At 73.0% G+C, this 14,114-nt stretch carries 12 protein-coding genes; 8 read left to right on the top strand and 4 right to left on the bottom strand.

Going from position 1 to position 14,114, the window contains the following annotated elements; translation table 11 throughout:
• Positions 1-68 precede the first annotated feature (68 nt).
• Positions 69-1,601, top strand: coding sequence for a glucose-6-phosphate dehydrogenase (zwf, locus tag ACFZ8E_RS00570; RefSeq protein ID WP_405044301.1), 1,533 nt, complete (start codon positions 69-71; stop codon positions 1,599-1,601).
• A gap of 109 nt (positions 1,602-1,710) precedes the next feature.
• Here the strand turns inward: zwf and ACFZ8E_RS00565 are convergent, their stop codons facing one another.
• Entirely contained in the window at positions 1,711-1,902 is a 192-nt protein-coding gene (locus tag ACFZ8E_RS00565) for a hypothetical protein (RefSeq protein WP_147729394.1), read from the bottom strand.
• A gap of 152 nt (positions 1,903-2,054) precedes the next feature.
• On the opposite strand from ACFZ8E_RS00565, the gene ACFZ8E_RS00560 reads away from it, so the two are divergent.
• Entirely contained in the window at positions 2,055-2,309 is a 255-nt protein-coding gene (locus tag ACFZ8E_RS00560) for a hypothetical protein (protein WP_405041693.1), read from the top strand.
• Positions 2,310-2,343: 34 nt separating this feature from the next.
• On the opposite strand, the gene ACFZ8E_RS00555 is transcribed toward ACFZ8E_RS00560, so the two are convergent.
• The gene (locus ACFZ8E_RS00555; RefSeq protein ID WP_405041692.1) at positions 2,344-2,994 is read right to left on the bottom strand and encodes a TetR/AcrR family transcriptional regulator; all 651 of its coding nucleotides are present in this window, start codon (positions 2,992-2,994) and stop codon (positions 2,344-2,346) included.
• A gap of 111 nt (positions 2,995-3,105) precedes the next feature.
• Between ACFZ8E_RS00555 and ACFZ8E_RS00550 the strand changes: the two genes are divergently transcribed.
• The 3 genes from ACFZ8E_RS00550 (at position 3,106) to ACFZ8E_RS00540 (ending at position 4,909) form a co-directional block, all read left to right on the top strand.
• Positions 3,106-3,786 (top strand): PspA/IM30 family protein, encoded by a 681-nt coding sequence (locus tag ACFZ8E_RS00550; protein ID WP_405041691.1) that lies wholly within the window; start codon positions 3,106-3,108, stop codon positions 3,784-3,786.
• 47 nt (positions 3,787-3,833) lie between these two features.
• A complete protein-coding gene (locus ACFZ8E_RS00545; RefSeq protein ID WP_147729665.1) occupies positions 3,834-4,106 on the top strand; it encodes a YiaA/YiaB family inner membrane protein in 273 nt (90 codons plus the stop codon).
• Positions 4,107-4,240: 134 nt separating this feature from the next.
• A complete protein-coding gene (locus tag ACFZ8E_RS00540) occupies positions 4,241-4,909 on the top strand; it encodes a hypothetical protein (protein WP_405041690.1) in 669 nt (222 codons plus the stop codon).
• A 133-nt stretch (positions 4,910-5,042) separates the two neighbouring features.
• Here ACFZ8E_RS00540 and ACFZ8E_RS00535 read toward each other — a convergent pair whose 3' ends face one another.
• Together ACFZ8E_RS00535 and ACFZ8E_RS00530 are read right to left on the bottom strand one after the other, a co-directional pair.
• Complete coding sequence (locus ACFZ8E_RS00535; protein ID WP_405041689.1) at positions 5,043-7,400, bottom strand: penicillin acylase family protein; 2,358 nt, start codon at positions 7,398-7,400, stop codon at positions 5,043-5,045.
• A gap of 343 nt (positions 7,401-7,743) precedes the next feature.
• Entirely contained in the window at positions 7,744-9,288 is a 1,545-nt protein-coding gene (locus tag ACFZ8E_RS00530; RefSeq protein WP_405044300.1) for an acetolactate synthase large subunit, read from the bottom strand.
• A 249-nt stretch (positions 9,289-9,537) separates the two neighbouring features.
• Here ACFZ8E_RS00530 and ACFZ8E_RS00525 point away from each other — a divergent pair, with 249 nt between their 5' ends.
• From ACFZ8E_RS00525 to ACFZ8E_RS00515, 3 genes are all read left to right on the top strand, one after another.
• A complete protein-coding gene (locus tag ACFZ8E_RS00525) occupies positions 9,538-11,151 on the top strand; it encodes an ABC transporter substrate-binding protein (protein WP_405041688.1) in 1,614 nt (537 codons plus the stop codon).
• 108 nt (positions 11,152-11,259) lie between these two features.
• Positions 11,260-12,660, top strand: coding sequence for an amidase (locus ACFZ8E_RS00520; RefSeq protein WP_405041687.1), 1,401 nt, complete (start codon positions 11,260-11,262; stop codon positions 12,658-12,660).
• 139 nt (positions 12,661-12,799) lie between these two features.
• Entirely contained in the window at positions 12,800-13,651 is an 852-nt protein-coding gene (locus ACFZ8E_RS00515) for an acid phosphatase (RefSeq protein ID WP_405041686.1), read from the top strand.
• Positions 13,652-14,114: the final 463 nt, after the last annotated feature.

Below are 14,114 nucleotides of genomic sequence, written 5' to 3'. Positions count from 1 at the left end.
GCGGTCGCCGGTTGACGTGCGATCGAATGCCGCGACGCACCATCGCGTCGCAGAACCGGACGACGCCGATGCCCGAATCGAGCCATGACGCGCCCCTCAAGGACGAGGCCGCCTGCGGCACCAAGCCGGCGCCGCCCTGCACGCTGGTGATCTTCGGCGCCGCCGGCGACCTGACCAAGCGCCTGCTGATGCCTTCGCTCTACAACCTCGCCGGCGCCGGCCTGCTCGATCCCGGCTTCGCCATCCTCGGCGTCGACCACAACGACGGCAGCGACGAGGGCCTGCGCGCCGAGCTCACCAATTCGATGGAGACCCTGAGCAAGGACCCCGGCTCCGAGTTCCACGCCGACCGGATCGACCCGAAGAGCTGGGGCTTCATCCGCGACCGCATCCACTTCCTCAAGGGCGACTTCGAGGATGCCAAGACCTTCGAGGCCCTGAAGGGCAAGGTCTCGGGCAACGTGGTGTTCTACCTCGCGGTGGCGCCGCGCTTCTTCGGCACCCTGGTCGACGGGCTGGGCCAGGCCGGGCTGCTGAAGCAGGCGGACGACGCCTTCCGCCGGGTGGTGATCGAGAAGCCGTTCGGCTCCGACCTCGCCTCGGCGCAGGCGCTCAACGCGCGGATCCTGAAGCAGGGCGACGAGAGCCAGTTCTACCGGATCGACCACTTCCTGGGGAAGGAGACGGTGCAGTCGATCATGGCTCTGCGCTTCGCCAACGGCATGCTGGAGCCGGTCTGGCGGCGCGAATACGTCGACAGCATCCAGATCACCGCCGGCGAGACCGTCGGCGTCGAGGAGCGCGGCGGGTTCTACGAGCCCACCGGCGCGCTGCGGGACATGGTGCCCAACCACATGTTCCAGCTGCTGTGCATGGTGGCGATGGAGCCGCCGAACTCGTTCAAGGCCGAGGACGTGCGCGGCGAGAAGGCCAAGCTCGCGCAGGCCGTGAAGCCGATCCAGCCCGACCACGCCGTGCGCGGCCAGTACACGGCCGGCACGCTCGAAGGGAAGCCGGTCGTCGGCTACCGGGAAGAGCCGCACGTGGCCGAGGATTCAACCACCGAGACCTACGTCGCCCTGAAGCTCGAGATCGACAACTGGCGCTGGGCCGGGGTGCCGTTCTACGTCCGCACCGGCAAGCGCATGACCGGGCGCCGCACCGAGATCGCGATCCTGTTCAAGCCGGCGCCGTTTCAGCTGTTCTCCGACACGCCGGTGGCCGAGCTCAGCCCCAACGTGATGCGGATCACCATCGACCCCGACCACGGCGCCGGGACCGAGCTGAACGTCAAGGTGCCCGGGCCGCAGATGCAGATCGGCCGGGTGACGATGGGGTTCAAGTACGCCGACTTCTTCCAGAACCAGCCCAACGTCGGCTACGAGACCCTGCTCTACGATTGCATGACCGGCGACGCGACGCTGTTCCAGCGCGCCGACAACATCGAGGCCGGCTGGGCCGCGGTCGAGCCGCTGCTGCAGGCCTGGAAGACCGCCCCGGTGGAGGACTACGCGGCCGGCACCCCCGGCCCGAAGGCCGCCGACGACCTCCTGACCCGCGACGGCCGCCACTGGCTCGGCCTCGACGGCAAGACCGACTGAGGCAGGACCGACTGAGGCAGGACCGACTGAAGCAAGACCGATCGAGCCTCGAGACAGGTCCGTCGGGCCGGGCGCATCGCGGGCACGGGCCCCGGCCTTTCCCACGCCGTCAATGTTCGTCGCGTCTTGCGCCGTCCTTCTCGGCCTTGACCTCGTCCGCGATCTGCAATCCGGCTTGATAGAGCAGCAGACGGCACGTCATGACCATCTCGGGTGTTCCGACCTCGCGGACGATTTCGTAGAGCCGCAGGCAAGCGTCGACCATGGCCCCGGCGGAGAACCTTTCGTCTGTCGCCATCATGCTGTCTTCAAAGCGATGTTCTCATCTGCCAACTCAGACTTAAGCCGACAACGCCGCCTTACGACCAGAGGTTGCGTATTGCCGTAAAAGCGTTCTGAATGCAGAATACGAGGACGCGTGCGGTCGCATGGCTATTCAAGAGGCGACCGTCGATGTGTGTTGAGCCCGGCCCGGATCGCGGAAAGACCCCCGGTCGCGACGATGTCGGGGAGGGGAACGACAGTCTTCGCCGTCTCGCCGAAGCGCTCGGCGGCACGGTCGCGTCGCTGTTCGGCGAGGCCGCCGCGCCGAGCGATCTGGCCGGGTTGCGGGAGCTTCTCGGCCTGTGGAGCGGGCTTGCGAGCGACGCGAGCCGGGCGGACGCGCTGAGGGCGGTCCGCGCCATCGCGAAGGCCGAGGCGCCCTGAGCGTCGGTTCGCAGCGTCGGCGCGGCCGAGCGCGTCACGCGGCGGCCGCCCCGTCCGCGTTCGCCAATCCCGACGCCATGGCGCGGATCAGCAGATCGAGCTGGGCCCGCACCACCGCGACCGGCAGCACCATCAGGCGCGCGTCGAGGCCGAGCATGACGATGCCGTGCGTCGCCGAGAACAGGCTGCGGGCGAGCAGGACACGCTCGAGGGCCGGGAGGTCCGGGCGCAGCGCCTGCAACGGCGCCTCGATCCGGCGGAACAGGCGGCCCTGCTCGGCGACGTACCCGTCCGGCGGGCGCCGCCCGTCGGCGAGTTGGTGCTGGAACAGGGCGCGCCAGCGCCTGGCGTGGCCTTGCGCGAAGGCGAGATAGGCCTCGCCCAGCCGGACGAGCTCGTCGGCCGCGCCCGCCGCGTCGAACCCGTCGGCCTCCGGCCCGAGCGCCGCCTCGAACAGGCCGAGCGTGCGCAGGTTCACCGCGAGGATCAGCGCGTCGAGATCCGGGAACGCGGTGTAGATCGCGCCGAGCGCGCAGCCGGCATCCGCGGCGAGGTCGCGGGCGCGCAGGGCGCCGAGCCCGTCCGCCGCGATCCGGCGCTCCGCCGCGGCAACGAGCGTGGTGCGAAGCGCTTCCCGGCGAGCCTCCGCCTTCGTCGGCTTCCCGCCGTCGGCCAGCCCGGTCACGCGCCGCCTCGCGGCCCTATTTTGCACGACGTGCAATCGCGCACTTGAACGCTGTTCATGTTCGTGGGAGGTTCCGGATGTGAACGATGTTCATAACGCGGGAGCCCCACCATGCTCAAGTTGCTCAACCTCCTCGCCCGGGGGAAAGTCGCCCGGGCCACCGAAGACCTCCACGACCGCAACGCCCTGCTGATCCTCGACCAGCAGATCCGCGAGACCCGCGCCGCGCTGGAACGCAGCCGTCGGGCGCTGGCCGTGGCGATCGCCGGCGACCAGGCCGAGGCCCGCCGCGGCGCCGAGATCGACGCCCGGGCGGCCGACCTCGAAGGCCGCGCCGTCACGGCGCTCGCCGCCGGGCGCGACGACCTCGCGGCGGAGGCGGCGGACGCGATCGCCGAGCTCGAGGCCGAGCGCCGGGCGATCGACGAGGCCCGCACGCGATTCGCCGCCGAGGTCGCCCGCATCCGCGCCACCGTCGCCGACGCCACCCGCCGGCAGGCGGAGCTGGAACGCGGCCGGCGGGTCGCCGGCGCGACGGAAGCCGTGCGGCGGCTCTCGGCCCAGACCGGCCGCGGCGACACGGCCACCCTGCGCGAGGCCGAGGCGACCCTGGCGCGCCTGCGCGCGCTCCAGGCCGAGGCGACCGACACTGAGGCGGCGCTTGCCGAGGCCGACATCGCCGACATCGCCGAGCGCCTGGCGCGCGAGGGCTTCGGCCCGCGCACCCGCCCGACCGGCGGCGACGTGCTGGAGGGCCTGCGCCGCAAGGCCGGGCTCGCCCCGGCCGCCTGACCCACCGAGCATCCCATCCCTTTCCCGTCCCACATCAGGAGCGTGTCATGAACAACGAGACTACCCAGCATTCCGGCGCCTGGGTCACCTTCACCTACGCCGCCTTCCTCGGCTCGGCCGCGATGGTGGCCTGCGGGATCCTGTTCCTGCCGGTGGACATCTGGATCAAGGGCTACCTTGCCATGGGCGTGGTGATGCTGGTCCAGTCCTGCATCACCGCGACCAAGACGGTGCGCGACGTGCATGAGGGCCGCCGCATGGTGAACCGCATCGAGGACGCCAAGACCGAGCGCCTGCTGATGTCGGTCGGCAAGGACTGATCCGGGCAAGGACCGATCCGGGCAAAAATTGACCCGAGACAGGACCGACGCCCCCTCGCGAGGCCCGGCCGAAATCCCGGCCGGGCCTCGCCGGACCCGAATTCCCCCGTCCCTTCGCCAGCCGAGACGATCCGATGCCCGATTTCCCGGCGCTCGCCCCCGCTTCGCGCGGGCGCATCCCGATGCCCGACAAGCTCGCCTACACCGCCTTCGTCGCGGTCCTGGTCCCGACCTACCTGTCCTCTTACGGCCCGACGAACTTCCTGTACTTCTGCGACCAGTCGCTGCTGCTGACCCTGGTCGGGATCTGGCTGGAGAGCCCGCTGCTCGTCGCGATGTGCGCGGTCGGCCTCGTCGCGCCGCAACTGCTGTGGGTGCTCGACTTCCTCGGCACCGCCCTCGGCTGCCCGATCACCGGGATGACCGCCTACATGTTCGATCGGAGCACCGCGCCGTTCCTGCGCGGCCTGTCGGGCTTCCACGGCTGGCTGCCGTTCCTGCTGATCTACCTGGTCGGCCGCCTCGGCTACGATTGCCGCGCCCTGCCGACCTGGACCGCGCTCGCGATCGTCACCCTGCTGGCGTGCTTCTTCCTGATGCCGCCGCCGACGCCGGAGCCGGGCCTGACCCCGGTCAACATGAACTACGTATGGGGCATGAGCGACCGGGCGGCGCAGACCTGGGTTCCGGCCTGGGCCTGGCTCGCGGGCCTGATCGTCGGCCTGCCGACCCTGCTGTTCCTCCCGACCCACCTCGCCCTGCGCCGCTGGGCGCCGGCGCGATCGCGACCCGCTGCGGGATGACGGAACGCGCGGAGCCTCTTCCCTCCCCCGCAGAGGGGGGAGGGACGGCGGGGGGCCTGTCTTCGTTCGAGGCCCGGGAACGGCGTCGGCGTCCGCTCGGTCGAAGGCGGGGCCTTCGTCCAGAGCGATCCCGTCAGGCGCCGTCGCCGCCCGGCACCAGCGTGATCACCGTCTCCGTCGCGGCGTCGACCGCCGCGCGGGAGTACAGCAGCGGACGGTAGGCGCGCCGGGCCCAGGGCTCGGCATGGTCGGCGTAGTGCGGGCTCGCCGGGTGGCCGGATTGGCCCGGCGCGTTGACGAAGACGCCGGCATCCCAGTCGCCGACGTCGAGCACCATCCGGAACGAGGCGCCGTGCGTCATCCGGAACGTCGCGGGGTCGTACTCGGCGTGCATCACGCAGGGCCCCGCCCCCGGCATCGGCAGGGGGCCGACATCGTGGCCGGTGAAGCCGCGCGGGCCGAGCGGGTGCGCGAACAGCGCGTGATGCAGGCGGCCCCAGGCCCAGGCCGCGGGATCGGGGCCGAGGCGGGCCGCGCAGTCCCGCCAGGCCGCCGCCAGGGTGCGTTCGACCAGCGCGTCGCGGGCGGCGCGGTCGAGCGGCGGGCGCGGCGTCTCCAGGCGGTCGAGCAGGGCCGGCAGGTCGCCCGGCGGCAGCAGGCGCCGGGTCTCCGGATCGGGCACGAGGGCGTGCAGCAGGGCCGGGCGCAGGTGGTGCACCCAGAACACCTCCACCAGCGCGGCCGAGGCCGAGCCCTCGTGCAGGTGCCCGTCGAAGGTCTCGAGCAGGGCGATCGCCCGGCGGGCCTCCGCGTCGGCGGGCGCGGCCAGCGTCGCGGCGAGGTGCGCCAGCCGCAGCGCCGGCTCGGAGACGTCGTCGCCCTGGAGCCGCTGCGAATCGGCCGGCGCGTGCTGCGGCTGGTGCGCCAGCACCGTGCGGATGCGCCGGGCGCGCCACGGCTCGTGCCACTCGAAGCCGAGCTTTCGCGCCTCAGCCGGGTACTCCTCCGGCAGGTTCATCTCGTTGGCCGAGTAGACGAAGCCGGCGCCCGGATCGATCCGGCTCGGCAGGTCTCCCCCGTCGTGGAACCCGGCCCAGGCGTATCGGCCGTCGCCCGGCACCGGCAGCAGGCCGTCCCAGTTCGGGCGGATCGGCGCCTTGCCCGCCGTGAACCACGCGACCCGCCCGGTCACGTCGGCGTAGACCTGGTTGACGGAGGGCGCCGACCAGTGCCGCAGCGCCGCGCCGAAGGCCTCCGGCGTCGCGGCGTCGAGATAGGCCAGGCTGCCGAGATAGGCGCCGGCGCCGGGCTCGGACCACACCGTGCGGACGGCGAAGGCCTTGGCGGTGGCGCGGTCCTCGCAGATCACCGGGCCGTGGCGGGTGAAGCCGAGCGTGACCGGCTCGTCGGCCTCGCCGCGGACGGGGATGCGCTCGTGCACCCGCTCGATCGGCGCCCAGCCGCCGTCGAACCGGAACCGGTCCGGGTCGCCGGGGTCGACGTCGAGGACGAACAGGTCCTCCTGGTCGAAGGGGGCGATGGTCAGGCCGAAGGCGGCCTTGCCGTTGTGGCCGATGCTGATGCCGGGGAGCGCCGGCTCGCCGGCGCCGATCACGTCGAGCCCGGGCGCGGTGAGGTGGACGACGTAGCGCAGCGCCGGCAGGGCGTAGGCGCGGTGCGGGTCGCTCGCCAGGATCGGCCGCCCGGTGGCGCTGCGCGACGGCGCGACCGCCCAGGCGTTCGAGCCGTCGCCGGCCGGCTCGGGGTTTTCCGCAACCCGCTGGCGGCCGACGTTTCCCTGCGCGTCGACCCGGGTCCAGGCCCAGGCCGCGTCGCGGGTGGCGGCGAGCCGCGCCGGATCGAACCCGACCGGCGCGGTGGCGAGGCGGACCACGTCGAGCAGGTCGTCCGGCCAGTGCGCCGGCTCGAGATCGCCGAGCGGCATCGTCGCGTGCGGGGGGCTGAGGCCCTTGCGCAGGGCGTCGGTCTCGGCGTCGGCACGCGCCAGCACCTGCGCGCGGGCGACCTCGGAGGCCACGTTGCGCACCAGCGCATGGCTGCGGATGCGGACCACGTCCTCGGGCGCCCACGCCGCCGGGCGCGTCCCGAGGGCGGCGAATTCCGGCGGCAGCAGGTCGGGACGCTCGAGGGTCAGGGCGACGTAGGCGTTCAGCCCGGCGACGAAGGCCTCGACGATGTTCCGAGTGCGCGGATGCCCGTAGGCCGCCCACTCGGCCTCCATGTCGCCGCGGTACAGGAACAGCCGCGCCGCCCGGTCCTGCGCGAGGTAGCCCGGCCCGAAATCGGCGGCGAGCAGCCCGAGGCCGCGCTTGCGCCACAGGTCGAGCTGCCACAGCCGGTCGCGGGCGGCGTTGAACCCCTGCACGCGAAAGACGTCGTCCTGCGACGCGGCGCGGAGATGCGGCACGCCGTGGCGGTCGACGCGGATCTCGGCGGGCGCGGACAGGCCCGGGAGGGTGAAGGTGGTCACGCCCGCGTCCCCTGCCCTGATGCCGCAAGCCGGGACGTCGACGGCAAGGCATCACGCCGAGATTCGCGCGCATCCCCTCGCCCCGCCTGCGGGGAGAGGGCCGCGACGACCTCGTCGTCGTCGCGGCGAGGCGGCAGCCGACGGTGAGGGGGTCTCGACGAAGGAGTCTCGTCCGTCCGCGCCCCCTCACCGCCGCTTCGGCTTCGCCGCCGCTTCCCACAGGCACGACGAGGTGCCTGCGGGCCTCTCCCCGCGTGCGGGGAGAGGGGAAGGGAGGGCCTTTCGGGCATCGGCACGCCGGCTGAAGGAGACGAAACGGACGCGGCGGCTGTCTGTCCGGTCCTCACAGAGCCACCTCGATCAGGAACGGCCCACGCCGGGCCAGCGCCCCGCGGAACACGTCGATGAAGTCGGCTAAATTCTCCACGCGGCGCGCCTCGACGCCGAAGCCCCTGGCGAGGCTGACCCAGTCGATCGCCGGGTCGTCCAGCGTCAGCATGCCGATCGCCTTCGGGCCGGGATTGGCGGCGCCGACGTTGGCGAGCTCGTGGCGCAGGATGGCGTAGGAGCGGTTCGACCAGATCAGCGTGACCACGTCGAGGCGCTCGCGCGCCTGGGTCCACAGCGCCTGGGCGGTGTAGAGCGCGCTGCCGTCGGCCTGCAGCGCGATCACCTTGCGGCCGGGGCAGGCGATGGCGGCGCCCGTCGCCATCGGGATGCCGAGGCCGATCGCGCCGCCGCCGAGCTGGAGCCAACTGTGGGGCGCGGCCGCATGGGTCTGCCCGAAGAAGTTGCGGCCGGTGGTGATCGACTCGTCGCAGACGATCGCGCCCTCGGGGATCAGCGCGCCGAGCACCCGGCCGATGGCGGCGTCGGCGAGCGCGCCGGCGGTCGGCAGCTCCGGGCGCGCGCCGGCGGCCGACGACTCGTCCGCCGGCGCGCCGACGGCCTCGGCCAGCCGCTCCAGCGCCTCGATCTGGTCCTCCTCCGGCGTCGCCAGCACGATCGTCTCGGCGTCCGGCGCGCTGAGCACGCTCGGCTTGCCGGGATAGGCGAAGAACCCGACCGGCGGCGTCGCGCCGACGAGGATGACGTGGCGGAAGGGCGCCAGGGTCTCGATCGCGGCGTCGATCGGGTAGGGCAGGCGCTCGATCGGCACCGTGCCGGCGCCGCGGTCGATCCGGGCGTTGGCGGCCATGGCCAGCAGCTTGGCGCCGGTCTTCCGCGCGATGCGGGCGGCGATGCGGCGGCCCTCGCCGCGCACCGCCCGGTCGGACAGGTACAGCACCGCCGGCTCGCCCGAGGCCAGGGCCGCGACGGCGCGCCGCTGCGCATCCGCGCCCGCCCGCGCGCGCTCGGGAATCGCGGGGACGGGCGCGATGCCGGTGCCCGGGTTCCAGGCGGTGTCGGCGGGCAGGATCAGGGTCGCGATCCGCCCCGGGGCGGTCCGCGCCGCGGCGATCGCGTCGGCGCCGTCCGCGGCGATGGCCTCGGCGGTGGTGCCCATGCGCAGCCAGGCCGAGACCGGCCGGGCGAAGCCGGCGATGTCCGAGGTCAGCGGCGCGTCGTGGATGCGGTGGTAGGTGGCGTGCTCGCCGACGATGTTGACGATCGGCGAGCGGGCGCGGCGCGCGTTGTGGAGGTTTGCCAGGCCGTTGGCGAGGCCGGGGCCGAGATGGAGCAGGGTCGAGGCCGGCTTGTCGGCCATGCGGGCGTAGCCGTCGGCGGCCCCCGTCGCGCCGCCCTCGAACAGGAACAGCACGCAGGCCATGCCCTCGACCCGGTCGAGCGCCGCCACGAAATGCATCTCGGAGGTGCCGGGATTGGTGAAGCACACCTCGACGCCGCCCGCGACCAGGGTGCGGACCAGGCTCTCGGCGCCGTTCATCGTCTCTGCCAACGCGCTCATCCCTCATCTGGCGGTCCGGAACCGCAGGCCCCGCCGGGAGCGAAACCTCCGAAGGCGCCATCGTGGTGCCGCGGGATAGGGCGGCGCAAGGCCCGGGCGCAACGCCCAAGACGCCATTGTCCTGCGGCACAACCCAAGATCGTTGGCGCAGGTCTTGCCCGGAGGGACTGTCCCCCTCGCCCGCAGGGGCCTCCCCCCTCACCCGGAGGGGCTTTCCCGGACCCACGCATGAGAAGCCGCACGATGCTCGGCCGTACCCTGGCTGCCCTCGCCGTCACCACCGCGCTGGCCGCGCCGCCGGCGCTCGCCGAGAGCGTCCTGCGCATCGCGATGACCGCGACCGACATTCCCACCGCCACCGGCATGCCCAACAACGGCTTCGAGGGCATGCGCTTCCTCGGCTACCCGATCTTCGAGGGGCTGGTGCAGTGGGACCTCACCCGCACCGACCGGCCGGCCGGGCTGATGCCGGCGCTCGCCACCGCCTGGGAGCAGTCGGCCGAGGACAAGCGGGTCTGGACCTTCCACCTGCGCGACGGCGTGCGCTTCCACGACGGCGAAGCGTTCGATGCCGACGCGGTGATCTGGAACCTCGACCGCTACTTCAAGAACGACAGCCCGCAATTCGAGGCGCAGGGCGCCGGCATCTCCCGCGCCCGGGTGCCGATCATGGGCAGCTACAAGAAGCTCGACGACAGGACGGTGCAGATCACCACCACGCAGGTGGCCTCGTACTTCCCCTACATGGCGGTGTACCTGCTGTTCACCTCCCCGAAATCGTTCGTGAAGGCCGGCCGCGACTGGGCCAAGGTGCAGGCGGTGCCGGCCGCCGGCACCGGGCCGTTCAAGCTGACCAAGGTGACGCCGCGGGAATCGGCGGATCTCGCCCGCAACGACGGCTACTGGGACAGGTCCCGCCTCGCCAAGGTCGACCGGGTCCGCCTGATGCCGATCCCCGAGGCCAACGCCCGGATCGCCGCGTTGCGGGCCGGCCAGGTCGACTGGATCGAGGTGCCGGCGCCCGACGCGATCCCGTCGCTGAAGGCCGCGGGCTTCGCCGTCACCACCGGCACCTACCCCCATGTCTGGCCGTGGATCTTCAACATCGGCGCGACCAACAGCCCGGTGAAGGACGTGCGCGTGCGCCAGGCCCTGAACTACTGCGTCGACCGCGCGGCGGTGGTCAGCTTCCTCAACGGCACCGCGGAGGCCGCCAGCGGCTGGTTCAACGACGGCAACCCGGATTTCGGCACCCCCAAGAACCGCTACGGCTTCGATCCGAAGCGGGGCAAGGCGCTGCTGGCCGAGGCCGGCTTCACCGCCAGGAACCCGCTCGCGCTGAAGATCATGATCTCGGCCTCCGGCTCGGGGCAGATGTCGCCGATGCCGATGAACGAGTTCCTGCAGGAGAACCTCAAGCAGGCCTGCGACGTCGACGTGTCGTTCAACGTCGTCGAGTGGCAGATCCTGCTGAACTCGAGCCGGGCGCTGCCCGACGCGGCCAGCCTGCAGGGCTCGAACGCCCTCAACGTCTCCTCGCCCACATCCGATGCGGGCGTGATGGTGCGCTACTTCGCGGCCGACCGGTTTCCGCCCAACGGCTTCAACTTCCCGAACTGGACCGACGCGACCTTCGACAAGGCCCTGAGGACGCTCGCCGAATCGAGCGACCCGGCCGAGATCTCGGCCGCCACCAAGGCCGCGCACGAGCGCCTCGTCGACGACCCGCCCTGGCTCTACGTCGTCCACGACCTCAACCCCCGCGGCATGAGCCCGAAGGTGAAGGGGTTCGTCTCGCCGCAGAGCTGGTTCGTCGACCTGACGCTGGTGAGCCTGCCGTAGCCGCGTCCGACGCTCGACGCCCCGTCGTTCCGGGGCCGCGTGAGCGGCGCCCCGGGACGACGGGATAGCCCCCGACCACGACGACCGGACAAGCAAGGGTCCTTCCGGATGACCGACACGACGAACGCCATCGCCGACCTCTCCGCGACCGAGCTCGCAAAAAGAATTGCCGGCAAAACGCTGTCGCCGGTCGAGGCCGTGGCGGCGATGCTCGACCGCATCGCCGCCCGCGAGCCGAAGCTCCAGGCCTTCACCGAGGTGTTCGCCGACGATGCGCGGCTGGCGGCGGAGGGCGCGGACCGGGCGATCCGCTCCGGCCACGCGGTCGGGCCGCTGCACGGGGTGCCGATCGCGCTGAAGGACCTGATCGACCTCGAGGGCCGCATCACCATGGGCGGCTCGGCCGCCCACCGGGCGCGGCGCGCCGCCCGCACCGCCACCATCGCCCGGCGCCTGATCGCGCAGGGGATGATCGTGCTCGGAAAGACTCACACGGTGGAGTTCGCCTATGGCGGCTGGGGCACCAACCCGCATCTCGGCACCCCGTGGAACCCGTGGGACCTCGCGGTCGCCCGCACGCCCGGCGGATCGAGCAGCGGCACCGGCGTCGCGGTGGCGGCGCGGATGGCGCCCTGGGGCATCGGCACCGACACCGGCGGCTCGGTGCGCCTGCCCGCGGCCTTCTGCGGGCTGACCGGGCTGAAGGTCACCGTCGGCCGGGTCTCGACCCACGGCATCGTCCCGCTCAGCGCGACCCTCGACACCCCCGGCCCGCTCGCTCGCAGCGTCGCCGACGCCGCGCTGCTCTACGCGGCGATCTCCGGCCCCGATCCGCTCGACCCGGCGACCCGCGGCATCCTGCCCGTCGACCCGTTCCCGACCCTGAACCGCGGCGTGCGCGGCCTGCGGCTCGCGCGGATGCCGGAGGCCGAGCGGGACGGCTGCTCGGCCGAGATGCTGGCCGCCTACGACGCCTCCCTCGACGTGCTGTCCGGGCTCGGCGCGGAGATCGTCGACGTCGCGCTGCCGTTCCGCTTCGCCGACCTCGTGGCGATGAGCGGGATCACCAACGCCGAGGCCTACTTCGTCAATGGCGCGCTCGCCGAGGACGCGGCCGCGCCGCTCGGCGACGCGGTGCGCGCGCGCATCCTCGGCGGCCGCACCCTGTCGGCGCAGGAGTACCTCGCGACGCTCGAGCGCCGCGACGCGCTCAAGCGCGACCTCGCGCGCGCCTGGGACGGGATCGACGCGATCCTGACGCCGACCACCGAGACCGCGGCCGTGCCCCTGGCGGAGGTCGACGAGCTGCACCTGCCCTCCCGCTTCACGCGCTTCGCCAACCTGCTCGACCTGTGCGGCCTCAGCCTGCCGAACGGCGTCTCGCGCGGCGGCCTGCCGCTCTCGCTGCAGATCGTCGGCCGCGGCTACGACGAGGCGCTGGCCCTGCGCATCGGGCAGGCGTTCCAGGGCGCGACCGACTGGCACCTGCGGGCGCCGTCCGGGTTCTGAGGGGGCGGCTCTTCCCTCCCCCCTCAAGCGGGAGAGGGAAGAGGTGAGGTCGCGATCGGAAAAGTCGCGGTGCCGTCGTATCCCGTTCAACGTCCGGGCGTTATGGCTTGGGCCTCGCCCGCCCCGGAGGACGGACCCGATGCCGCGTTTCCCGATCGCCCTGGCGCTCCTCGCGCTCCTCGCTCCCGCCGTGCATGCCGAGACCCCGGCCACGGCCGAGCCGTCGGCGCCCTCCGTCGCCGCCGACCCGGTCCGCCCGGACAAGCCGGCGCACAAGCCGTACCTGACCGGCACGGGCGTGCCCGACACCGTCCCGATCCTGCCGGCGCCGCCTGCGAGCCACTCGACCCTGGAGGCGGCCGACCGCGCCGCCTTCAACGCCACGCGGGCGATGAAGGGCACGCCGCGCTGGGAGATGGCCGCCACCGACGTGGCCGAGGGCGCGGCCGCGATCCTCGAGACCTTCGCCTGCGTGCTCGGCACCCGCATCGACCAGGCCCGCGTGCCGGCGGTGATCACCCTGTTCGAGCGCGCGCGCCTCGACATCGCCGCCGGCACCCGCGGGCCGAAGGTGCATTACCGGCGCCTGCGCCCCTTCGTCGGCAACGAGGCGCCGATCTGCGTGCAGCGGACCCAGGCGCTCGCCGACAGCTTCAGCTATCCGTCGGGCCACGCCACCCAGGGCTGGGCCTACGCCCTGATCATGGCCGCGCTGGTGCCCGAGAAGGCCACCGCCATCCTCGCCCGCGGCCGGGCCTACGGCGAGAGCCGCGTGGTCTGCGGCGTGCACTGGCTGAGCGACGTCGCCGCCGGGCGCACCAACGGCTCGGTGATCTTCGCGGCGCTCGTCGGCGACGCCGCGTTCCGGGCCGATCTCGACCGGGCGCGGGCCGAGCTCGCCAAGGTGCTGGCGGGCGAGCGCAAGCCCCCGGATCAGGCCTTCTGCAGCCGCGAGGCCGACGCCCTGAAAAGCCCCGGCCTCGAGTTCTAGACGACCGCGATCCGTGGGAAATCCCGGATCCGTACCCGTCTCGGCACGCGATTGCGACGATGCCGTCGTGACGATCGCGCGTGCGTGACCGGGAGGCATGACCGCGCGCGCCGCGCCCCCCGTCGTCAGGTTTCGCGCGGTCCGCCCGGTCCGCGTCGCCGCGCGCGTCAACGCTCCGGCGGCGGCTGCACCGCCTGCGTCGGCCCGGCACGGCCCGAGACCGGCACGATCCTGGTTCGAGACGCCGCAGGCGGTCTCGATGGCTCGCGCGCAGCGGGACGGCCGCGCCCGCAGGCGCCGAAGCGGCCGGTCGACGCCCCCCGGGGAGCGTTCCCGCCGACGTCTTCGGCTTCGCCGCGGCGCGACGCGTCCGGCCTCCGCGGCCCGCGGTCACCGACCTCGGCGACCCAACTCCCGCCGCAGACGAATCGTAAGGGATCGCGCGTAGGGTCGTGGCGCCGGG

This window comes from Methylobacterium sp. HMF5984 (assembly GCF_045033435.1).
Lineage (GTDB): Bacteria > Pseudomonadota > Alphaproteobacteria > Rhizobiales > Beijerinckiaceae > Methylobacterium.
Note: the sequence above shows the minus strand (reverse complement) of the source record. Positions and strands in the feature narration are given on the sequence as shown.

Coding starts and splice junctions, on each gene's coding strand:
- zwf (WP_405044301.1), top strand. CDS start 69: ATGCCCGAATCGAGCCATGACGCGCCCCTCAAGGACGAGGCCGCCTGC.
- ACFZ8E_RS00565 (WP_147729394.1), bottom strand. CDS start 1,902: ATGATGGCGACAGACGAAAGGTTCTCCGCCGGGGCCATGGTCGACGCT.
- ACFZ8E_RS00560 (WP_405041693.1), top strand. CDS start 2,055: ATGTGTGTTGAGCCCGGCCCGGATCGCGGAAAGACCCCCGGTCGCGAC.
- ACFZ8E_RS00550 (WP_405041691.1), top strand. CDS start 3,106: ATGCTCAAGTTGCTCAACCTCCTCGCCCGGGGGAAAGTCGCCCGGGCC.
- ACFZ8E_RS00545 (WP_147729665.1), top strand. CDS start 3,834: ATGAACAACGAGACTACCCAGCATTCCGGCGCCTGGGTCACCTTCACC.
- ACFZ8E_RS00540 (WP_405041690.1), top strand. CDS start 4,241: ATGCCCGATTTCCCGGCGCTCGCCCCCGCTTCGCGCGGGCGCATCCCG.
- ACFZ8E_RS00530 (WP_405044300.1), bottom strand. CDS start 9,288: ATGAACGGCGCCGAGAGCCTGGTCCGCACCCTGGTCGCGGGCGGCGTC.
- ACFZ8E_RS00525 (WP_405041688.1), top strand. CDS start 9,538: ATGAGAAGCCGCACGATGCTCGGCCGTACCCTGGCTGCCCTCGCCGTC.
- ACFZ8E_RS00520 (WP_405041687.1), top strand. CDS start 11,260: ATGACCGACACGACGAACGCCATCGCCGACCTCTCCGCGACCGAGCTC.
- ACFZ8E_RS00515 (WP_405041686.1), top strand. CDS start 12,800: ATGCCGCGTTTCCCGATCGCCCTGGCGCTCCTCGCGCTCCTCGCTCCC.